17 protein-coding genes and 1 pseudogene are annotated in these 21,583 nt (G+C 71.8%); 10 read left to right on the top strand and 8 right to left on the bottom strand.

The window, feature by feature from the left end; translation table 11 throughout:
- Positions 1–15: 15 nt before the first annotated feature.
- From QTQ03_RS10020 to QTQ03_RS10010, 3 genes and pseudogenes are all read right to left on the bottom strand, one after another.
- Positions 16–360 (bottom strand): annotated as a pseudogene (locus QTQ03_RS10020) (DUF3140 domain-containing protein); the annotation flags it as partial.
- On the bottom strand, positions 347–565 hold the full coding sequence (locus QTQ03_RS10015; RefSeq protein ID WP_289277754.1) for a hypervirulence associated TUDOR domain-containing protein: 219 nt from the start codon (positions 563–565) through the stop codon (positions 347–349). The gene QTQ03_RS10015 and the pseudogene QTQ03_RS10020, both read right to left, overlap by 14 nt.
- Positions 566–604: 39 nt before the next feature.
- Positions 605–1,414: a class I SAM-dependent methyltransferase gene (locus QTQ03_RS10010; RefSeq protein WP_289277753.1), complete on the bottom strand. Its 810-nt coding sequence runs from the start codon at positions 1,412–1,414 to the stop codon at positions 605–607.
- A gap of 423 nt (positions 1,415–1,837) precedes the next feature.
- On the opposite strand from QTQ03_RS10010, the gene rpsA reads away from it, so the two are divergent.
- Both rpsA and coaE read left to right on the top strand, forming a co-directional pair.
- Entirely contained in the window at positions 1,838–3,322 is a 1,485-nt protein-coding gene (gene rpsA / locus QTQ03_RS10005) for a 30S ribosomal protein S1 (RefSeq protein ID WP_289277752.1), read from the top strand.
- Positions 3,323–3,929: 607 nt separating this feature from the next.
- The gene (coaE, locus tag QTQ03_RS10000; RefSeq protein WP_289277751.1) at positions 3,930–5,111 is read left to right on the top strand and encodes a dephospho-CoA kinase; all 1,182 of its coding nucleotides are present in this window, start codon (positions 3,930–3,932) and stop codon (positions 5,109–5,111) included.
- A 4-nt stretch (positions 5,112–5,115) separates the two neighbouring features.
- Here the strand turns inward: coaE and QTQ03_RS09995 are convergent, their stop codons facing one another.
- On the bottom strand, positions 5,116–6,738 hold the full coding sequence (locus QTQ03_RS09995) for a hypothetical protein (protein ID WP_289277750.1): 1,623 nt from the start codon (positions 6,736–6,738) through the stop codon (positions 5,116–5,118).
- A 292-nt stretch (positions 6,739–7,030) separates the two neighbouring features.
- On the opposite strand from QTQ03_RS09995, the gene uvrB reads away from it, so the two are divergent.
- Both uvrB and QTQ03_RS09985 read left to right on the top strand, forming a co-directional pair.
- Positions 7,031–9,130 (top strand): excinuclease ABC subunit UvrB, encoded by a 2,100-nt coding sequence (gene uvrB / locus QTQ03_RS09990; protein WP_289277749.1) that lies wholly within the window; start codon positions 7,031–7,033, stop codon positions 9,128–9,130.
- A 270-nt stretch (positions 9,131–9,400) separates the two neighbouring features.
- A complete protein-coding gene (locus tag QTQ03_RS09985) occupies positions 9,401–10,261 on the top strand; it encodes a helix-turn-helix domain-containing protein (RefSeq protein WP_289277748.1) in 861 nt (286 codons plus the stop codon).
- Positions 10,262–10,419: 158 nt separating this feature from the next.
- On the opposite strand, the gene QTQ03_RS09980 is transcribed toward QTQ03_RS09985, so the two are convergent.
- Positions 10,420–10,713, bottom strand: a complete 294-nt coding sequence (locus QTQ03_RS09980) for an antibiotic biosynthesis monooxygenase family protein (protein WP_289277747.1) — start codon at positions 10,711–10,713, stop codon at positions 10,420–10,422.
- A 421-nt stretch (positions 10,714–11,134) separates the two neighbouring features.
- Here QTQ03_RS09980 and QTQ03_RS09975 point away from each other — a divergent pair, with 421 nt between their 5' ends.
- Positions 11,135–12,133, top strand: a complete 999-nt coding sequence (locus tag QTQ03_RS09975) for a TerC family protein (protein WP_289277746.1) — start codon at positions 11,135–11,137, stop codon at positions 12,131–12,133.
- A gap of 281 nt (positions 12,134–12,414) precedes the next feature.
- On the top strand, positions 12,415–13,212 hold the full coding sequence (locus tag QTQ03_RS09970) for a tyrosine-protein phosphatase (protein WP_289280754.1): 798 nt from the start codon (positions 12,415–12,417) through the stop codon (positions 13,210–13,212).
- On the opposite strand, the gene QTQ03_RS09965 is transcribed toward QTQ03_RS09970, so the two are convergent.
- The 3 genes from QTQ03_RS09965 to typA all read right to left on the bottom strand — a co-directional run bounded on the left by QTQ03_RS09965 (position 13,181) and on the right by typA (position 16,760).
- Entirely contained in the window at positions 13,181–13,870 is a 690-nt protein-coding gene (locus QTQ03_RS09965; protein ID WP_289277745.1) for a lysoplasmalogenase, read from the bottom strand. The genes QTQ03_RS09970 and QTQ03_RS09965 overlap by 32 nt on opposite strands.
- 75 nt (positions 13,871–13,945) lie before the next feature.
- Positions 13,946–14,803, bottom strand: coding sequence for a serine hydrolase (locus QTQ03_RS09960; RefSeq protein WP_289277744.1), 858 nt, complete (start codon positions 14,801–14,803; stop codon positions 13,946–13,948).
- Positions 14,804–14,891: 88 nt separating this feature from the next.
- Positions 14,892–16,760, bottom strand: coding sequence for a translational GTPase TypA (gene typA / locus QTQ03_RS09955; RefSeq protein WP_289277743.1), 1,869 nt, complete (start codon positions 16,758–16,760; stop codon positions 14,892–14,894).
- A 135-nt stretch (positions 16,761–16,895) separates the two neighbouring features.
- Here typA and QTQ03_RS09950 point away from each other — a divergent pair, with 135 nt between their 5' ends.
- The 4 genes from QTQ03_RS09950 (at position 16,896) to QTQ03_RS09935 (ending at position 21,458) form a co-directional block, all read left to right on the top strand.
- Entirely contained in the window at positions 16,896–18,341 is a 1,446-nt protein-coding gene (locus QTQ03_RS09950; RefSeq protein ID WP_289277742.1) for a DedA family protein, read from the top strand.
- Positions 18,342–18,461: 120 nt separating this feature from the next.
- Positions 18,462–19,337 (top strand): lytic transglycosylase domain-containing protein, encoded by an 876-nt coding sequence (locus QTQ03_RS09945; RefSeq protein ID WP_289277741.1) that lies wholly within the window; start codon positions 18,462–18,464, stop codon positions 19,335–19,337.
- A 131-nt stretch (positions 19,338–19,468) separates the two neighbouring features.
- Entirely contained in the window at positions 19,469–19,789 is a 321-nt protein-coding gene (locus tag QTQ03_RS09940) for a hypothetical protein (RefSeq protein WP_289277740.1), read from the top strand.
- 7 nt (positions 19,790–19,796) lie between these two features.
- Entirely contained in the window at positions 19,797–21,458 is a 1,662-nt protein-coding gene (locus QTQ03_RS09935) for a CocE/NonD family hydrolase (RefSeq protein WP_289277739.1), read from the top strand.
- Positions 21,459–21,583 lie beyond the last annotated feature (125 nt).

Below are 21,583 nucleotides of genomic sequence, written 5' to 3'. Positions count from 1 at the left end.
CGACCGGTGCGTTCACTTGAGGGGGTCGTGGCCCCAGTTCATGAGTGACCAGCGCCATCTGGTGTCGCGGATCTCGCCGCTCGGGCGCTGGGCAAGGTGCCGCCGGACGTAGCCGACCACTTTGCGCATGTGCCGGTAGTCGGCGTCGTCGAGGTCGCCGCGCTTGCTGCGCAGGAGGTCGACGATCCTTCGGCCGGACTCGTGTCCGACCGACTCGCCGCCGCCGGTGCGGCCCCCCCTGTGCCAGCCGACCTGCTTGGACTCCTCGGTCTCCAGCCACCTGGACAGCTCGCGGGGCCTCATGTTCACCGCCTCGGTGAACTCGTGGTATGTGTCCCGTCCCTGGTCATCGCGGCTCATGGCGGAGCGCCTCCGGTCGGTGGGCGACGTCCCGTCCCGAGTGGTCGTTGCGGATCCGGTACTGCGGATCCTCCGGTGACGCGTCGACGGGGTGCCCGCGTACGTGCGTCCGGTCGACGAGCTTCTCCTTGACCACTCCGTGGGCCCGGCCGCTGTGACTGGCCCAGGACACGTGGTCGCCCCTGTCGAATTCCTGCTTGGCCATGCCGTTCGGGTACCCGGCTCGCCCCGACAGAAACGGCCGTTACCGGGACGCCGGCTTCTCGGCGACGAAGATGGCGGTGCCGGGGAAGAGACGGCCGCGCAGCGGGCCCCACTGGCCCCAGGTCCCCTGGTGGCCCGCCGGCCACTCCGGCTCGACCAGATCGACCAGCCGAAAGCCCGCGCCCACCAGTTCCCGGATCCGGTCACCGAGCGTGCGGTGCTGCTCGACGTACGTGGCGACGCCGTGCTCGTCCTGCTCCACGTACGGAGAGCGGTCGAAGTACGAGTGCACGGCGGTCAGCCCGGCCTCGCCGGGATCGTCGAGAAAGATCCAGCGCATCGGGTGGGTCACCGAGAACACCCAGCGGCCCCCGGGACGCAGCACCCGGGCGACCTCTCGCATGACGGCCGCCGAGTCGGCGACGAACGGTACCGCCCCGAACGCCGTGCACACCACGTCGAACGCGGCGTCGGTGAACGGTAGGGCGAGCGCGTCGGCCTGCATCAGCGGGACGCGTACCCCGGTGCGGTCGGCGGTGAGCGCGGCGTGCCGCAACATGCTGGCGGACAGGTCCAGGGCGACCGGCCAGGCGTCCTGGGTGGCCAGCCAGCGGGCCGCGGCGGCGGCCCCGGCGCCCAGTTCCAGCACGCGTCGTCCGGCCAGGTCGCCGAGGAGGCGCGCGTCGGACTCGCGTAGCCCTTCCGGGCACCAGACGAAGTCGACGTCACCCAGGAACGCCCCGTGCTCGGCCTGGTACGCGTCGGCGTCGGCGTCCCACCAGTGGCGATTGGCGCGGCGCGCCTCGGCGTTGCCGACGGTGCGGCGGGTGACCCGGCTGTCATCGTCCATTCGCCCACGCTAGGTGGCGATCTGGTGCCGGCGACCGGCGGGGCCGTCCCGGGCCTCGCCCCGGCTCGATGCCCGGCCGACCGGCGTTACCCTTGGCCGGTGGGGCGGCTGTGACCTGCGTGATACCAGGGGCGGACTTCCGGTCGAAATCTCCGCTTTCGCAGCTGATGAGGTGGCGAGGAGGTGGGAGGGCTTGCACGCTGTGGTAATGCAGCGGGTAGGCTAGACGATGCGCTCGCGGATGGTGTGCCTCGGCAGGGAGCAGGTGCGCGGTCGACGGAGCCACATCATGATCCAGTCAGTGATCGTTATGATCCTAGTCAGTGATCGTTCGGTGTGCCCGGTGGCGGATCCGCTGGCGCGAACAGGTCACCGCGGCCCACGTCCGTGATGACAACCCATCCGACCGGAGCAACCGCCCACATGACGAGCAGCATCGAGGCCCCCTCGAGCGCCACCAAGGTCACCGTCGACGATCTCGGTTCCGAGGAGGCTTTCCTCGCCGCGATCGACGAGACCATCAAGTACTTCAACGACGGCGACATTGTCGAAGGCACCGTCGTCAAGGTCGATCGGGACGAGGTCCTGCTCGACATCGGCTACAAGACCGAGGGTGTCATTCCCTCTCGGGAGTTGTCGATCAAGCACGACGTGGACCCGGCCGAGGTGGTGTCGGTCGGCGACCACATCGAGGCCCTTGTCCTCCAGAAGGAGGACAAGGAGGGGCGTCTGATCCTCTCGAAGAAGCGCGCCCAGTACGAGCGTGCCTGGGGCACGATCGAGAAGATCAAGGACGAGGACGGCGTCGTCCGCGGTTCGGTCATCGAGGTGGTCAAGGGTGGCCTGATCCTCGACATCGGTCTGCGCGGCTTCCTGCCGGCCTCCCTGGTCGAGATGCGGCGGGTGCGTGACCTCCAGCCGTACGTGGGCCGCGAGCTCGAGGCCAAGATCATCGAGCTGGACAAGAACCGTAACAACGTGGTCCTGTCCCGCCGGGCCTGGCTCGAGCAGACGCAGTCCGAGGTGCGCACCGAGTTCCTCAACAAGCTGCAGAAGGGCCAGGTCCGTAAGGGCGTCGTGTCCTCGATCGTCAACTTCGGCGCGTTCGTCGACCTCGGCGGCGTGGACGGCCTGGTACACGTCTCCGAGCTGTCCTGGAAGCACATCGACCACCCGTCCGAGGTCGTCGAGGTGGGCCAGGAGGTCGAGGTCGAGGTCCTGGACGTCGACCTGGACCGCGAGCGGGTCTCGCTGTCGCTGAAGGCGACCCAGGAAGACCCGTGGCGGCAGTTCGCCCGCACCCACGCGATCCAGCAGATCGTGCCCGGTAAGGTCACCAAGCTGGTGCCGTTCGGTGCGTTCGTCCGGGTCGACGACGGCATCGAGGGCCTGGTCCACATCTCCGAGCTGGCCGAGCGCCACGTGGAGATCCCGGAGCAGGTCGTGCAGGTCGGTTCCGAGGTCATGGTCAAGGTCATCGACATCGACCTGGAGCGCCGCCGGATCTCGCTCTCGCTCAAGCAGGCCAACGAGGGCTTCGTCGAGGGCGAGGAGCACTTCGACCCGACCCTCTACGGCATGGCCGCGACCTACGACGCCGAGGGCAACTACATCTACCCGGAGGGCTTCGACCCGGAGACGGGCGAGTGGCTCGAGGGGTACGAGAAGCAGCGCGAGACGTGGGAGCAGCAGTACGCCGAGGCGCGCCTGCGTTGGGAGGCCCACCAGAAGCAGGTGCAGACCTCTCGCGCCGCCGACGCCGAGGCCGCCGCGAACCCGGCTCCGGCCACCGGCACCACCACCTCGACCAGCCCGGCCCCGAGTCGGCAGGCCGAGGAGCCGTCCGGCACCCTCGCCACCGACGAGGCGCTCGCCGCGCTGCGGGAGAAGCTCGCCGGCGGCAAGTGACCCTGCGTATCCAGCCCGACAGCTGGAGTCGTCGCTGACGACGGGCCCCGTCCCCGCGATCACACTGATCCCGGGGGCGGGGCCTTCTCGTTCCCCTACCCCACCCAGCCCCATACCTATCCCCAACCCCACCGCGATCTTGTACTTTTGGCCTCGACGCGAGCCGCAAGAGGTGCACCTCTAGGGCAGGAACCGCATGATCGCGGTTGGGATGCGGGTACGGGGGCGAGTGCCAGTGGCCCGATACGACGAGGTGGTCGAATCCGGCCGTTTCGGCGTGCACGGCGTGGTCACCAGTTGCCTCGGGCCAGCCTGCTCGCACATGAGGCTGTAGCCAACGTTCACCATGATCTCTTCTCCCGCGGCTTGGGGTGATCCTCCCGGGCTGACGCGGGGAGAATCCGGTCAACCCCGACGGTCGGCGTTGCGTAAACCGACGTCGCGAAACGTCGACCCTGCTGGGGGCGGTGTGAATCGGGCTCGGATCACCTCGTCCGGTGGCTGGTGGTGCTGGCCCACCGCGGCGTCGCCCACTCCATCACGTCTCGGAGTGGCCGGGGGCGGGGGCCGGATGGCGGGTCGGCGCGTGATCCGGTTGACTGGTGCCGTGCTGACGGTGGGTTTGACCGGCGGGATCGGCTCCGGCAAGAGCGCGGTCGCGGCTCGGCTGGCGCGGTGTGGTGCGGTGCTCGTCGACGCCGACCGGGTCTCCCGCGAGGTGGTCGCACCCGGCACCGAGGGGCTCGCCGAGATCGTCGCCGCCTTCTCCGAACGGGTGCTCGGGGCGGATGGCGCCCTTGACCGGGCGGCGCTGGGGGCCGTGGTCTTCGCCGACCAAACGGCTCGCCGGACGCTGGAGACGATCATCCATCCGCGGGTGCGAGCCCGCACCGCCGAGCTGGTCGCCGCGGCACCGCCGGACGCGATCGTGGTCAACGACGTGCCGCTGCTGGTGGAGGTGGGGCTAGCCCCCACCTACCACCTGGTCATCGTGGTACAGACGGCCGTGACCACCCGGTTGCAGCGGCTGGCCCGGTATCGGGGGATGAACCGGGCGGAGGCGCGGCGGCGGATCGCCGCGCAGGCCGACGACGTCCGCCGTCGGGAGGTCGCCGACGCGGTGCTCACCAACGACGGCGCCCTCGACGAGCTGAACACCGCGATCGATGCGCTCTGGGCGGACCGGCTGCTGCCGTACGAGGCGAACGTGCGCGAGCGGCGCTCGGTCCCGCCGCCCCGGGTCGAGCTGATCGAGGCCGACCCGACGTGGCCGCAGCAGTACGCGCGCCTGGCCGCCCGGATCCGGCACGCCGTCGCGCCGGCCGACCTGCGGATCGACCACATCGGCTCGACGGCGGTCCCCGGCCTCGCCGCCAGGGACGTGATCGACATCCAGCTCACCGTGCCGCGGCTCGCCGACGCCGACGGGCCCCTCGCCGAGCGTCTCGGCGACGCGGGCTTCCCACGCCTGCCCGGCGAGTGGTGGGACACGCACCGGCCGTCCGGGGACGGCCGGTGGGCGAAGCGGCTGCACGGCGGCGCCGACCCGGCCCGACCGGTGCGTCTGCACATCCGCGAGACCGCTTCGCCCGGTTGGCGGTACGCGCTGCTGCTGCGGGACCACCTGCGGGCGGAGGCGGACCAGCGGGCCGCGTACCTGCTGTCCAAGCGGGAGCTGGCTGCTTCGCCGCCGGACGCCGAGGGGCCTTTGACCGCGACGGACAGGTGGTTCGACGAGGCGCACCTGCGGGCCGAGGGGTGGGCGGCGCGGACCGGCTGGCGTCCCTGACCGGTCACCGTCCCTCCGGTGCGGAGCCCAGCCGGGGCACCGACCCAGGTGTCAGGTCCAGCTGCGCCCATGTCCCGGCCCGGCTCCGCAGTTCCAGCCGGTGCAGCAGGCCCGACTTGTCGATCCAGTAACGCCGTGGCGGGCCGGACGCGCGCAGCTCCAGCACGTCCACGGCGGTCCCGGCGAGGCTGTCGCCGCGGATCCGCCGGGCCGTGCCGGTGGGGCCGACGGCGGCGGCCCGCACGGCGGCGTCCACCAGCGTGGTGAGCTCGTCGGCGGGGGACGCCTGCCAGCCGCGGGCCGGCGCCGGCAGGGGTGGTCGCGCGGGTGCCCCGACAGTTCCGGCCACGGTGGACGCGGGCACGTCCATCCGGTGCGTCCGGCCGTCGTCGTGCCGCAGGAGCGTCCGGCGGCCCGGAGCGTCGGAATCGGTGACCGCGAGATACGCTGCCCGCTGGCGCCAGCTGAGCCAGCCCAGTCCGCGCAGGTTGGTGCCCGGCGCGAGCGGAGCGGTCAAGGTGGCGCTCGCCCCGGCCACCGCGCGCAGCCGGGTGGGAAGCCGCGCCAGCCGAAGCTGTTCGACGGCAGTGAGCGACCGGGCCGTTCCGGGCCGGCCGCCGAGCGCGTCCACCGGGCGTAGCGTCGGCCGGTCGGTGCGGTTGAACCGTACGGTGACCGGGCCGACACCGGGCAGCCGGAGTTCGAGCCGGTGCACCCGGGCGTCCCGATCCACCCACCAGCGTGGCAGACCGTCGGCGACCGTCAATGCGTCGGCGTCGGGCCGCAACGGCGGCAACGGCGCCTCGAGGACGTCCACCGGCTCGGCCGTCACCTCGGTGCGTCCGGTCCAGCGTGCCCGGTCGCCGACCAGCGGGTCGGGCCGGTCGGCCGTGAGTTCGGACAGGAGGTCGAGCACCGGGGCGAGGCGGCCGTCGGCGGGCAGGGTGGCCAGGCGCCAACGGTCGGCGGGCGGTACCAGGGGCGGAGCCGCCGGGATCGGCGCGGCTGCCGGATCCGGCCGCAGCACCACCACCGTCGGCGTGGCCTGGAGCAGCCCCCGGTTGGTGCCCGCGCCCGGGCCCCCCACGTCCAGATAGAGCAGCGGGCGGGACCAGTCCACCCAGCCGATCAGCTCGATCCGCTCGGCGTCGATGCCGGCTGTCAGGTGCACCCCGGCCCGCAGGTCGCGGTAGTTCGTGACCCGCACCGCGGCGAGCCGGGTGCGTTCCTCCGAGGTCAGCGCGCGGGGCGGCTCGGGCGCCCGGCTCGACAGCCCGACGACCAGGGCGGTGGCGGAGACCGTCGCCACCGCCGCGAGCAGCACCAGGGTGGTGCGGAGGCGGCCGGTGACCACCCGGGGCAGTGCACCCGTGTGGGTGCCGTCGGGCAGCGGGCGGTGCGGGGCCGGGGGTGGGGGTGGGGGTGGGGGTGGGGGCTTGCCGGGTGCCCGGAGCGGGCAGGCGTCGGCGGCCGGCGCGGCGGCGGGCGTCGGGGCGCGGCCGGCGCCGGGCGGCGGTGGCTCCGGGGCGGCCGGATCGGGCTCGACCGCGCGCGGACCGCGGCCGTTGGTCTCCGGTCGGCGGCTGCGCTCGGGGGGCGTGCGGCGGGGACGGGTGGGGAACTCCACGCGAGGTTGAACGGATTCATCAGGCTGGGGTGACGAGTGGGGCGCTCGCGGCGGCCGGTCAGCGCGTCAGCGCGACCACACGGTGCGCACGCCGGAAACGGGTGCTGCTACCGCTGCGCCGGGGGCGGCCGGCCGTCGATCGGCCCGGCCACCGGCCCGGTCGGCCGCCGCGAGCGGCCTACGCGAAAAAGCGTAGCCCGCTTGGATGGGGCATTCAATGGGAATATCGAAGCTGATCAGGGACATCGGTAGTCCGCCCGGAGTGTCGGACCCCGGGCGTACCGTGGAGGTCATGGCGCTCGACATTCCCCGGCTCGACGGCCGTTTCCAGGTCGTCAGCGAGTTCCAGCCGGCCGGCGACCAGCCGGCGGCGATCGACGACCTGGAACGGCGGATCCGGCGTGGCGACCGCCACACGGTGCTGCTCGGTGCGACCGGCACCGGCAAGAGCGCCACCACGGCGTGGTTGATCGAGCGGTTACAGCGCCCGACGCTGGTGCTGGCCCCCAACAAGACGCTCTGCGCCCAGTTGGCGAAGGAGTTCAGCGAGCTGCTGCCGCACAACGCGGTGGAGTACTTCGTCTCCTACTACGACTACTACCAGCCCGAGGCGTATATTCCGCAGACCGATACGTACATCGAGAAGGACTCCTCGATCAACGAGGAGGTGGAGCGGCTGCGGCACTCCGCGACGATGTCGCTGCTCACCCGCCGGGATGTGGTGGTGGTCGCCACCGTCTCGGCCATCTACGGCCTGGGCACTCCCGAGGAGTACCTGGACCGTGCGGTCCGGGTGGCTGTCGGCCAGGAGCTGGACCGCGACCAACTGCTGCGCCGCCTCGTCGACATCCAGTACACGCGTAACGACATGGCCTTCCAACGGGGCACGTTTCGGGTCCGGGGCGACACGCTGGAGATCATTCCCGCCTACGAGGAGCTGGCGGTCCGGATCGAGTTGTTCGGCGACGAGGTGGAGAAGCTCTACTACCTCAACCCGCTCACCGGCGACGTGGTCCGTGAGGTGGACCACCTGTTGATCTTCCCGGCGACACACTACGCGGCCGGTCCGGAGCGGATGGAGCGGGCGATCCGCGACATCGAGGCCGAGCTGGGCGAGCGGCTGGCCGAGCTGGAGCGGCAGGGCAGGCTGCTGGAGGCACAGCGGCTGCGGATGCGTACCACGTACGACATCGAGATGATGCGGCAGGTCGGGTTCTGCTCCGGCATCGAGAACTACTCCATGCACATCGACGGCCGGCTGCCGGGCAGCCCGCCGCACTGTCTGCTCGACTACTTCCCGGACGACTTCCTCATCGTGGTCGACGAGTCGCACGTGACCATCCCGCAGGTCGGCGGCATGTACGAGGGTGACGCATCCCGCAAGCGGATGCTCATCGACCACGGCTTCCGGCTGCCCAGCGCCGCCGACAACCGGCCGCTGCGGTTCGACGAGTTCCTGGAGCGGGTCGGCCAGATGGTCTTCCTGTCGGCCACCCCCGGCCCGTGGGAACTGGAGCACGCCCAGGGGGAGTACGTCGAGCAGGTGATCCGCCCGACCGGGCTGGTCGATCCCGAGGTGGTCATCAAGCCGACCAAGGGCCAAATCGACGATCTCATGCACGAAATCAAGCTGCGCACCGAGCGGGACGAGCGGGTGCTGGTCACCACGTTGACCAAGAAGATGGCCGAGGACCTGTCGGACTACCTGCTGGAGAACGGCATCCGCGTGCGCTACCTCCACTCCGAGGTGGACACGCTGCGCCGGGTCGAGCTGCTGCGCGAGCTCCGCAAGGGCGACTACGACGTGCTGGTCGGCATCAATCTGCTGCGTGAGGGCCTTGACCTGCCCGAGGTGTCGCTGGTGGCCATCCTGGACGCGGACAAGGAGGGCTTCCTGCGCAGCGGTCGATCGCTGATCCAGACGATCGGTCGCGCGGCACGGAACGTCTCTGGCCAGGTGCACATGTACGCGGACAAGATAACTCCGTCGATGGCCGAGGCGATCGAGGAGACCAACCGGCGGCGGGCCAAGCAGATCGCGCACAACGAGGCGTACGGCATCAGCCCGGAGCCACTGCGCAAGAAGATTCACGACATCCTCGACGACATCTATCGCGAGGCGGAGGACACCGACACCCGGGTCGGCGGTGCGGTGCGGCAACTCTCGCGGGGCAAGGCGCCGGTCAAGGAGACCCGCAGCCGGGCTCGGGCCGCCGACCCGGCCCGGCAGGGGATGGCCCGGGCCGAGTTGGCCGAGCTGATCCAGGAGCTCAACGATCAGATGCTCGCCGCCGCCCGGGAGCTGCAGTTCGAGCTCGCGGCCCGGATCCGCGACGAGATCACTGAGCTGAAGAAGGAGCTGCGGGGCATGGACGCCGCCGGGGTGACGTGAGCTCCGGTGACCGTCCCCGCCACCATTCGTGGCACCCACGGAAGTGCGGGTGGTGCGTCCGGTGTGGCGGGCGACGAGGGCTCGGGTGGGGACCCAGGTGGTTGCGCGACGGGGTGTCCCGTGGGGACGGTGGACCTGTCACGGGGCGGATGGATTCGGTGACGACCTGTCCCGGGTTTGGGGCTACCGGCGAGGGGTCGTCGCTTTCCGCAAGGTTTGTATTGCGCTGGGTGATCGTCCTGCGTACTCTCCCTCGGTGGGGAGGCGGGAATGCCGTTGCCAACAAGTCCGGTCATCCGACGTGCGCGACTCGGCGCAGAGCTGCGTCAACTACGCCGACAGGAGGCGCTCACCCTGGAGCAGGTCTGCGACCGGCTGGGGTGGGCGTCCACCTCGAAGCTCTCACGCATCGAGCTGGGCCAGAGTCGCCCGGACCTCGCCGACGTGCTGGACCTGCTCGACGTCTACCAGGTGCCACCGGCCCAGCGGGACCTGCTCATCGTCATCGCCCGGGACGCTGCGACCAGCCGGGGCTGGTGGCGGGCCCTCGGCGAGATGGGGGAGCGGCAACGCACGTACGCCGAGCTGGAGGCGGGTGCGGCGAGCATTGTGGACTGGCAGCCGGCCGTCGTGCCCGGGCTGTTGCAGACCCCGGCGTACGCCCGGCTGCGGATCATGGCCGGCCACCTCGTGGACCCGACGGTGGATGTGGAGGGGGACGTCCGGGCGCGGCTGATCCGGCACGACGTGTTGCGACGAGAGGATCCGCCCCGCTATACGGCGGTGCTCGCCGAGGCCGCCTGCGACCCCGGCGAGACGCCGCCCGAGGTGTGGCGTGAGCAGTTGCGTCACCTCATCGACTTGGCCGAGTTGCCGAACGTGACGGTCCGCCTGCTGCCCCCGCACCGCGCCGCGCGCGGCGCGGTGCAGCCGTTGACGCCGTACTCCTGCTATTCGTTCCCGGATCCGGCCGATCCCCGGACGGTGATGCTGGAGGCGTTGACCACCGACGTCCGGCTGGTCGCCCCGGCGGATGTGGACCGCTACGAGCGGCTCACCGGGTGGCTGCTGGAGGCCGCGCTGACCCAGGACGAGACGGTCGCGGCGCTGGGCCGGCGGATCGGTGCCTGACTCCGGGGGCCCCGGAGCCAGGCACCGGCCACTCGCGGCCGGCAACGGTCGGACGGGCGGGCAGCGCGCGGCCGGCCGGGCCCGGCACCCCCGAGCCCGTCGGGACCGGCCGCCGGCACGCTACGGACAGGACCATAGGCGGTAGGTGCGACAAAGATTCAGGCCGGCAGGTCGACGAAGTGCTCGACCAGCGGCGGGTCGGCGAAGTGCGGGCCGATGAGCTCGCGCCACCGGGCGAACCGTTCGGTGCCGCGGAAGTTCTCGTCGTGTGCCTCGACCGAGTCCCACTCGACCAGCAGCACGAACCGCGACGGGGATTCCACGCCCCGGGTCATCCGCACCGAACGGCAGCCGGGCGTGCCGGCGAGCACCGGATGCCCCTTCGCGTACGCGGCGGCGAACTCGTCCTCGTGTCCCGGCAGCACGTCGATCAACGCGACCTCAAGCACCATGCGCGCAGCCTCCCACGGTGCTCCGCGCAGCCGTCACCCCGGGGCCCGGTTCCCGTTGGGCTAGCTTGATCGAATGAAGGCGAGCCGCGAGTGACCGAGTTAGCCTCCTAGGACACCGTAGGAGATGTGGCACGCTGTTCCCGCCCGTACTGGTGGGGAGGGACACGTGCCGCCCGAGGTGCGGTCGCCGCGCGCGGTGGGGGAGAATACCGGGACGGAGGGGAGTACTCCCCCGCGATGGAGTCGTCAGCACGGTCCCGCCGGTCCCGCCGGCACGACCCGGCCCCGTCGGTCGCCGCCCCATCCGGGACGGTGGCGGAAGAGACCTCCGACAGCCACCAGAGTCAACGTCGCCGGCACGCCGAGCCCACCGAGCGCGTACGGTGTGCCGGACGTTGCGTGTCTGCCGGAGGAATGAACCGTGTACGTGTCCGGACTGGTCTGGGCGGGGACGCTCGTCGTACTGACCGCGATCCTGGTCGTGGACCTGCTGATCATCGGTCGGCGTCCGCACGAGCCCAGTGTGCGCGAGTCGAGCCTGTGGGTCGGCTTCTACGTCGGCCTGGCCCTGCTCTTCGGCGCCGGTCTCTGGCTGGTGTCCGGGGGGAGCGCGGCGGGGCAGTTCTACACCGGCTGGCTCACCGAATACAGCCTCTCGGTCGACAATCTCTTCGTCTTCGTGATAATCATGGCCCGCTTCGGTGTGCCCCGGCAGTACCAGCAGAAGGTGCTGCTCGTCGGCATCGCGCTCGCGCTCGTCATGCGCGGCGGCTTCATCGCCGCCGGCGCGGCGCTGATCTCGCAGTTCTCCTGGGTCTTCTACATCTTCGGCGCGTTCCTCATCTACACCGCGGTCAACCTCGCTCGGCAGGGCGAGCCGGAGGAGGATGAGTTCACCGAGAACGTGCTGATCCGGTGGAGCCGCCGGGCACTGCCGATCTCCCAGGACTACGACAGCGCGAGGCTCACCACGCACGAGAACGGGCGGCGGCTCTTCACCCCGATGCTGATCGTGATGATCGCGATTGGCACGACCGACCTGATCTTCGCGCTGGACTCGATCCCGGCCATCTTCGGCATCACCCAGGAGCCGTATCTGGTCTTCACCGCAAACGTGTTCGCGCTGATGGGGCTGCGGCAGCTCTACTTCCTCCTCGGTGGCCTGCTGGAACGGTTGATCTACCTCAGCTACGGCCTCGCGGTGGTGCTCGGCTTCATCGGTGTCAAGCTGGTGCTGGAGGCCCTCGCGGACAACCGCCTGCCGTTCGTCAACGGCGGCGAGCCCGTCGCCTGGGCGCCGCACATCCCGATCTGGCTCTCGCTGACCGTCATCCTGGGCACCCTGCTGCTGGCGACCGCGGCGAGTCTGGCCAAGTCGTCCCGGGACCGCCGTCGGGAGCTGGTCAGGGCCCGCGGCTGAGGCGTCCGAGCGGCGGAGCACGCCGGTGGGGCGGTCGGCGCCCCGGTCGGCCGGTGGCCGGTCGGGCCGAGCGAGGCCGGGTAGCGTACCGGGCCGTCGGATACGCGGGCACGGCTCACGGGCTGTGCCGGGGCGTCAAGAGCCCGGTACGCGTGTATCGCGACGATCGTCATGTCGGGCACCCTGTAAGGTGACACGTCGGCGATGGGGAGGCCGGAATGAGCGAGCAGGTCACCAGAACGGCCGGGCCGGCCCGCCGCCGAGCGCGACGAGGCGGTGGCATGAGGGCCCGTGACTGGCAGCTGGTGGGCGCGCCGAACGCACGTGACCTCGGCGGACTGGTGGGGGTGGACGGACGGCGGGTGCGCCCCGGAGTGCTCCTCCGCACTCCGGCGCTGGGCCGGTTGACCGACGAGGACCTGCCGGTGCTGGCCAAGCTCGGGCCGGCCTGCGTGGTGGATCTGCGGGACAGCTCGGAACAGGCGGTCGCACCGCCGGACCGGCTGCCGGAGGAACCGCGGGTCGTGCACCTACCGGTCTACGACGCGGCGCACCCGGTCTTCACCTACGTGTCGGCGGTGCTGCTGGGCCACGACCTCGGGGCGTACGCGGAGCTGGCCGGGCAGGGCACCCCGGCGGCGATGGCGGCGATCTACCGCTGGTTCGTAACCGGGGAGTCGGCGCGGGTCGGCTTCGGCACGGCCGTGCGGCTGGCCGCGCGGGCGGAGAATCTGCCCCTGCTCTACCACTGCTCGGCGGGTAAGGACCGCACCGGCTGGCTGACCGTGGTGCTGCTGCACGCACTCGGGGTGGATGAGGCGGCGATCCGCGCCGACTACCTGGCCAACAATCCGCTGACCGACAGCCTGCGCGAGGTGATCGTGACTGCGATGCGTCGGCGACAGCCGGAGCGGGACGTCGACGCGGTGCGCCCGGTGCTGGAGGTGCGCGGCGAGTACCTCGACGCCGCGTACGACGAGGTGCGGCGGGTACACGGCTCGTTCGAGGCGTACCTGCGCGACGGGCTCGGGCTGGACGAGGAGGTCGTCACGGGGCTGCGGACGCGGCTGCTGGAGTGAACGCCGTCGGGGTGGAGCCGCGGGCGGCCCAGCCGGTGACGATCAGGGCCTGACCGGCGGCGTAGCTGGCCATCACCCAGATCGGTGGGCCGGGCACGGTACCCACCCCGGCGATGCCGGTGGCGATGAGCAGGTCGGAGCCGAGGAACAGGGCGCCGCCGAGACCGACACGCCAGCCGTGTGCGGCTGCGGTGCCGGCCATCGTGGCCAGCGCCACCGCGTATCCCGCCACCGGCAGCGCGAGACCTGCGTCGGCGAGCCCCGGCCACACCCAGCCGAGCGCGGCGACGGTCAGCGTCGCGTACCCCACCCACACGGCGACCAGCGGCGGGCGGAGCAGCCTGGCGGCGCCGCCGCGGGTGAAGGCGGCGACGTAGCAGAGGTGGGCGGCGAGAAAGAGCGCCATCCCGACGAGGAAGGCGTCGCCGTCGCCGAGTAGCGCCACGTCGCCGCCGGTGGAGAAGGCCAGCGCGGCGAGGATCAGGCGGTCGGGTCGGCCGCCGCGGTCGGCTCCGCAGCGCCAGAGGTACGCGGCGAGCAGTGGCATCAGCAGCGGCTTGGTCAGCAGCTCTCCGGTGGCGTCGCCGGTGGCGTTGGCGACGAGGTTACCGGTGGTGACGACGGCGAACGCGACCAGCAAGGCACGGCGGGACGGCATGGGTGGCTCTCCTCGCGGCCGGGGGTGGGCAGTAGCGTAGGCGGCGCCGGCCGCTTCTGCCATCCCGGCCGGGGATCAGCGCAGGTCGTGCCGGGCGGCCCAGACGCGGGCCGAGATGTCGACGATGATGCGGCAGGCGTCGTCCTCGATCTTCATGCCGCTCGGTCCGCCGTCGGCGGGGTCGGTGGTGGTGCAGACGACGACGGCGTACGGGGCGGCGTCGCCGGGGTAGACGACGCCGGCCGCGTGCCGGACGCCGCGGACCCAACCGTTCTTGTGCGCGACGCGGGTGCCCCGGGGCAGCCCGGCGGCGAGGTCCTCGCGGTGTTCCTGGGCGGCAAGGGTGTCGAGCATCGCGGTGCAACTCCGCGGTGTGGCCAGCGGGCCCGGCCGGATGGCGCCGTGCGCCAGGCGGGTGAGTAGGGCGGCCAGGTCGGCGGCGGTGACCAGGTTGGTGATGCCGGCGTCGCGGGCCGCGAAGTCCTCGATGCCGCGCCCGGTGCAGCTGTGCCGGGCGCCGGCGCGGGGCCACACGTCGGCCACGGCGGGCAGGCCGACATGGTCGATGACCAGGTTGGTGGCGAGGTTGCTGGAGCGCACGATCATGCGTTCGGCGAGCCACCGCAGGCGGGCCGTGCCCCCCACCCGGGCCCAGACAGCCTCGTCGTTGTCGTGGTTGCAGGAGAAGCGGGGCGCGCCGGGCAGCGCGGAGTCGAACTCGTTGCGCACGGGCACCGGGGCGTCCAGGTCGAGGTGGCCGGCCTCGGCGGCGCGGTGCAGCGCCACCAGCACTCCCACCTTGATCGTGCTCGCCGCGTAGTGGGTGGCGTCCGGGTGCCGCGTCCACGTGGGGGCAGCGTCGAGCCGGCCGACGTACGCCGAGACCGTGCGGGGCACCCGGTCCAGCTCCGCGTCGAGCTCGTCGAAGATCACCCACCGAGGGTAGCCGGTGACGAGGGGCCCCTTCGCGACGCCGCACGGGCGTGCGGAGGCCCCTTCTGGCGATCGCCGGCCCGACGGCTCAGCCGGTGTGCTTGCGGCGGGCGGCGGCGCGGGCCCGCTGCGTCTGGTCGAGCAGCACCTTGCGGATACGAACCGCGGCCGGGGTCACCTCGACGCACTCGTCCTCCCGGCAGAACTCGAGCGCCTGTTCCAGCGACAGCTTTCGTGGCGGGATCAGCTTCTCGGTCTCCTCCGCCGTGGAGGAGCGCATGTTGGTGAGCTTCTTCTCCTTGGTGATATTGACGTCCATGTCGTCGGAGCGGGAGTTCTCCCCGACGATCATGCCTTCGTAAACCTCGGTGCCGGGCTCGACGAAGAGCTGGCCGCGCTCCTGGAGGTTGGTCATCGCGAACGCGGTGGCGGCGCCGGACCGGTCGGCTACCAGCGAGCCGTTGGGGCGCGTCCGCAGCTCGCCGAACCACGGCTCGTAGGACTCGAAGACGTGGTGCAGGATGCCGGTGCCCCGGGTCTCGGTGAGGAACTCGGTGCGGAATCCGATCAGGCCCCGGGCCGGCACCAGCCACTCCATCCGGATCCAGCCGGTGCCGTGGTTGACCAACTGCTCCATCCGGCCCTTGCGGGTGGCCAGCAGCTGGGTGATCGCGCCCAGGTACTCCTCGGGCGCGTCGATGGTCAGCCGCTCCACCGGCTCGCAGGTCCGTCCGTCGATCTCCCTGGTGACCACCTGCGGCTTGCCGACGGTCAGCTCGTACGACTCGCGGCGCATCTGCTCGACCAGGATCGCCAGCGCCAGTTCGCCACGGCCCTGCACCTCCCAGGCGTCGGGACGCTCGGTGGGCAGGACCCGCAGCGACACGTTGCCGATCAGTTCCTTGTCGAGCCGGTCCTTGACCATCCGGGCGGTGACCTTGGCGCCCTTGACCCGGCCGACCAGTGGCGAGGTGTTGGTGCCGATGGTCATCGAGATGGCCGGCTCGTCGACGGTGATCAACGGCAGTGGCCGCGGATCGTCCGCGTCGGCGAGCGTCTCGCCGATCATGATCTCGGGGATGCCGGCGACGGCGATGATGTCGCCCGGACCGGCGGACTCGGCCGGCTTGCGCTCGAGGCCCTCGGTCATCAGCAGCTCGGAGATGCGTACCCGCTGGTTGCTGCCGTCGGTGCGGCACCAGGCCACGGTCTGGCCCTTGCTGATGGTGCCCTGCCGCACCCGGCAGAGCGCGAGCCGACCGAGGAACGGCGAGGCGTCCAGGTTGGTGACGTGCGCCTGCAGCGAGGCGTTCTCGTCGTAGGCGGGCGGCGGGATGGTGTCGAGCAGGGTGCGGAACAGTGGCTCGAGGTTGTGGCTGTCACTGGGCACCGAGCCGTCCGCCGGCTGGGTCAGCGAGGCGATGCCGTCGCGGGCGCAGGCGTAGACGATCGGGAAGTCGATCTGCTCCTCGTCGGCGTCCAGGTCGAGGAAGAGCTCGTAGGTGTCGTCCACGACCTCCTTGATCCGAGCATCCGGGCGGTCCACCTTGTTGATCACCAGGATGATGGGCATCCGCGCCTTGAGGGCCTTGCGCAGCACGAACCGGGTCTGCGGCAGCGGTCCCTCGCTGGAGTCGACCAGCAACACCACGCCGTCGACCATGGTGAGACCGCGTTCCACCTCGCCACCGAAGTCGGCGTGCCCGGGGGTGTCGATGATGTTGATCGTCACCGGGTCGGAGCCGTCTGCCGGCAGGTACCGCACACCTGTGTTCTTGGCGAGGATGGTGATGCCCTTCTCCCGCTCGAGGTCCATCGAGTCCATCACCCGCTCGGTCACCTCACCCCGGGCGCCGTAGGCGCCGGCCTGCCGCAACATGGCGTCGACCAGGGTGGTCTTGCCATGGTCGACGTGAGCGATGATGGCGACGTTGCGGAGATCGGTGCGCAGCTGCATGGGCTCCATCCTCCCGCCTGCGCCGATCCGGGGCGGCGTCGGGGTCACCCCCGGGGTTGCCCCCGATCGGGGCGGAAACTCCTGTCACTCGCGTCCCGTCGCTGGCAAGCTGGCCCTTGTGACCCGGGGGCCTTGGTGCACGAGCTGCTGAGCGCGCTGCAGGAGCTGCCGTCCGGGCTGATCCTGCTGGTCGCCGCGTTGATCGTCGCAGCGGAGACAGCGCTCATCGTCGGGTTGGTGATGCCGGGGGAGGCCACCCTGCTGCTGGTCGGTTTCCTCACCTACACCGGAACCCTCCGGCTCGGACCGACGCTGCTGGTGATGATAATCGCAGCGGCGGCGGGCGACGCGGCGGCGTTCCGCGCGGGCCGGCGGTACGGGCCGCGGCTGCGCGCCAGCCGGTTTGGTGCCCGGATCGGCCCGCATCGGTGGCGTCGCGCCGACGCGATGCTCGGGAAGCTCGGTGGCCGGGGCGTGCTCACCGCCCGGTGGGTGGCGTTCGCCCGCACCCTCGTGCCCCGGCTGGCGGGCGCGGCGAACATGCCGTACCGGCGGTTCGCGCCGTGGAACCTCACCGGCGGGGCGACCTGGGTGGCCGGCTCGGTGATCGCCGGGAACCTGGCCGGCGAGTCCTACGAGACCGTGTCGCACCTGCTCGGCAGGGCCACCGGCGCGGTACTGGTGCTGCTGGGCGCGATGGTCGCGGTGCTGCTGACCGGGCGCTGGCTGGGCCGCAACCCGGATCCGGTGCGGGTGCTGCTGGCCCGGGCAGCTGCGCTTCCGCCGGTGCGCTGGCTGACGGGGCGGTACGGCCTGCTGTTCTTCCTGCTCGCCATACACATCGGATCGGCGTGGACGCTGCTGCTCAACCTGGTCGCCGGGTTGCTGCTGCTCCTGCTGGCCGGGGTCGTCGTCGCCTGGACGCTCGGTGCGGTCGTCCGACGCAGCGGACTGTCGGTGGTCGACGGCGCGATCGCCGACTGGTTCGCCGCCCGTCGCACCCCGGAGGCCGTCGAGGTGGCCCTCGCGGTGGTGTCGGTGCTGCGCGGCCCGGTGCTGATCGTGGTGGTGGCGGTGGTGGCGGCCCTGGTGGCCTGGCGCCAGCGCCCCTGGCGGGCCGACCTGCTCAGCGTGCTCGGGACCGCTGGCGCGTTCGTGCCGCTGGTGGTGCTGGCGGTGGCGGCCGACCTGGTCCGGCCCACCGGGTCCGGCCCGCCGGTACTGTTTCCGACGCGGAGCGCGGTGGTCACCGCCAGCCTGTGCACTCTCGCGTGGCTGCTCTCCCGGGGGGCCCGGTGGCCGGTGGCGGTCATGGCGTGGACGGTTGCCGCCGCCGGGGTCGTCGGGGTCGGTGGCGCCTGGCTCTACCTGGGTTTGAGCACCGCCAGCAGCGCCCTGACCGGGGTGCTGCTCGGCGCGGCGTGGACGGCTGTGTTCGTGGTGGCGTGGGCGACCCGGGACCGGGCGGTCGGTCCTGACCCGGCCACCGTCGACCTGTCACCCGCGGCCCCTACCGAGGGTCTGCCGGTCGCCCGGGCCGCCCCGGAGCCGTCGGCCCGCGCCAACACCGACGACGTCTGAACGCGACGCGACCCCGTTCCGGGCCGGGCGGCGCGGGCCGACGTACCGGTCCGTCACGGGGCGGCGCCGGACCGTTGATCCCTGTTACGGTGCGGCGGTCAATCAAGGGGAGGAGACGACATGGGGGTAGGTCGAGCCGGCGCACTCGCGCTCGCGGCGGTGCTGGTGCTCGCTGCGCTCGCCGGCTGCGCCGGGGACCGCGCCGCCGCGCCGGAGGCCGCTGCCCCGTTCGGGGCGACCGCCGATACGGCCGGCGTGGCGGCCACGGAGATTCCCGTCGCCGCCACGACACCGGCCGCACGGGAGTCGATGGGAGCGGCACCCCGGCGCAGCGTGTCTTCCAGCCCCAGCCCCAGCGCCAAACCGATGTCGAAGCCGACCCGGGCCACCGCCCCGCGGCCGGTGGCGAAGCCGCCGGCGGAGACCCAGACGCCGCCGCTGCCACCGAAGCCGTCGTCGACCGCCTGCACCCCCCGCTACGAGGGCACCCAGACCGGCCGGCCCCAGGTGAAGGTGGCGCTCGCCGACGCCGCGGCGAAGACGTACTGGCCGACCTCCGCGCCGGACATCCGGATCCCACCGGACCTGGTGAAGGCCACCGCCTGGCAGGAGAGCGGTTGGCAGTCGAACATCGTCGCCTGCGACGGCGGCATCGGGCTGATGCAGGTGATGCCCGCGACGGCCGACTGGATGAACCAGCGGTTCGGGCAGAGCTACGATGTGCACGACTACCGCGGCAACGCCTACCTCGGCGCCACCTACCTGGCCTGGCTGACGAAGTACATCGGCGACATGTACTTCGAGGCCGACTACCGGCTGGACGCCGCACTGTGCACCCGCGAGCTGGACTCATGTCTGCTCAACGCGGTGATCGCCGGCTACAACTACGGGCATGGGGCGGTCGCCCGCGAGGGCGAGCCGCTCAGCATTCCCAACCCGCAGTACGTGCGGAACGTCCGCGCCCTGATGACCGACTGCGCCTGCCTGGCGTACTAGGGCGTGGCCCGTCCGGTCCACGCGGGCGAGGGTGGGCCGCCGGGAGCGCGGGCAACGCCGAGAGCATGGCCAACGCGATCGCCGGTCGCTGTGCGGTAACCGAGAGCGGACAAGGAGATGCGGCGGGACACATGGCAGGTCATGGCATGTGCCGGCGGTGCGAACCGCGACGTGAGCACCTGATCGTGGAGATCACCAACAACCTCCGGCGGTACGCGACGGACGCCCGCCAGCACATCGGTCACGCCTCCGCCGGCCTGCACCGTGCCGATCACGGTGCCGCGGTGGCCGTGTTCGTCCCGCCGCTCGGGCGGAGCACCGATGCGGTGATGACCGACGTCACCGACGGCGAGCTGAGGGCCGTCCACCGACTCACGACGGCGACGAGCGCCTCACTGCGGTGGCACCGCGAGGCCGTCGGCGCCGAGCCGCCGCGGCGGACGAACGGCTGAGCCGAGCATGCTGGCGGCGTTGGCGACCCGGCTGGCCACCGCGGCGCTGCGGCTTCCACCACCCCGGACGCGGCGGGTCACTCTCACCCGGAACATCCCGGTCCGGGTCCGGGACGGCGTCACGCTCCGTACCGACCACCACGCGCCGGACCTGCCCGGCGCGCCCGCCGTGCTGATCCGCACTCCGTACGGCCGGGGCGGACCGATGCGCCTACTCGGTCGGCTCGCCGCCGAGCGCGGCTACCACGTGGTGATCCAGTCCTGCCGGGGAACCCACGACTCCGGCGGGGTATTCGATCCCCTTGTGCATGAGCGCGACGATGGTCTCGACACCCTCGACTGGCTGCGCCGTCAGCCCTGGTGGAATGGTGCCTTCGGTATGTTCGGCGCCAGCTACCAGGGCTTCGTCCAGTGGGCGCTGGCGGCCGACGCCGGGGAGGAGCTGCGCGCGATGGTCGCCGTGGTCACCGCCTCCGGCACCCGCGACTCGACGTACGCGGGGGAGTCCTTCGCGCTGGACACCGTGCTCACCTGGGCCGAGTTGCTCCAGGCGCAGACCGTGCCGTGGCTCGCCCGGCAGTGGGAACTCAAGCGGGGGCAGCCCCGGCTCGCCGCCGCGCTCGCCCACCTGCCGCTGGCGGAGGCGGACCGGGTGGCCACCGGCGTCACCGTGCCCTTCTTCCAGGAGTGGCTGCGCCACCACACCCCCGACGCCGGGTACTGGCGTGCCCGGGTGTTCGGCGACCGGGTCGCCCAGGTGCGCGCCCCGGTGTCCATGATCAGCGGGTGGCACGACATCTTCCTGCCCGCGCAGCTGCGCGACTTCGCGGCACTACGCGCCGCCGGCGCCCGGCCCCGGCTCACCGTGGGCCCTTGGACGCACGGCAGCCCGGGGCTCTTCGTGGCCGCTCTGCGCGACGGCCTCGACTGGCTCGACGAGCACCTGGGCGCGGGCCGGGCACCCCGGCACGCTCCGGTGCGGGTGCACGTCGGCGGAGTCGGCGGGGGCTGGCGTGACCTGCCGGACTGGCCTCCGCCCACGACACCGACCGCCTGGCACCTGCATCCGTGTGGTGAGCTGAGCCCCGCCCAGCCGGTGGCGTCGGCGCCCGACGGCTTCTGGTACGACCCGGCTGACCCTACGCCGTCGCTGGGCGGTCCGCTGCTCGTGGCCCAGCGGGCGGGTCCGGTGGACAACCGTCCGGTCGAGGCTCGCCCCGACGTGCTCATCTGGACCAGCGCCGCGTTGCTGACGCCGGTGGAGGTCGTCGGGCCGGTCCGGGCGGAGATTTTCGTCCGAAGTGATCTGCCCTATCTCGACGTCTTCGTGCGACTGTGCGACGTGGATCAGCGGGGACGGTCCTGGAACGTGTGCGACGGCCTCGTCCGGGTGACCCTGGACGGGCTTCCCGGCGCGGCGAGCAACGTGCGGCGGGTCCCGGTGGAGTTGTGGCCCACCGCTCACCGGTTCGGGCCCGGTCACCGGCTGCGGGTCCAGGTCTCCGGCGGTGCGCATCCGCGGTACGCGCGCAACCCCGGTACCGGCGAACCCCTCGGTACAGCGATTACTCTTCGTGCTGGATGGCGGGAGATCCTGCACGATCCCGAGCATCCGTCCGCCGTGGTCCTACCTGCCGTCCACTCGGGTACCAAGCTGCATCCACGATAAACGGTGCTGCTCTGAGCTGTGCATATGCCGGTTGGACGGGCTACTGTTGAAGCAACGCCCGGCGCTGTGCATACCTCGGCCGGGCCCGCTTGTGCAGCCTCGAGTCGCACACGTGGTGTCACCGT

Origin of the sequence: Micromonospora sp. WMMA1363 (assembly GCF_030345795.1) — a bacterium.
GTDB lineage: Bacteria > Actinomycetota > Actinomycetes > Mycobacteriales > Micromonosporaceae > Micromonospora.
This window is presented reverse-complemented; position numbering and strand designations above follow the sequence as displayed.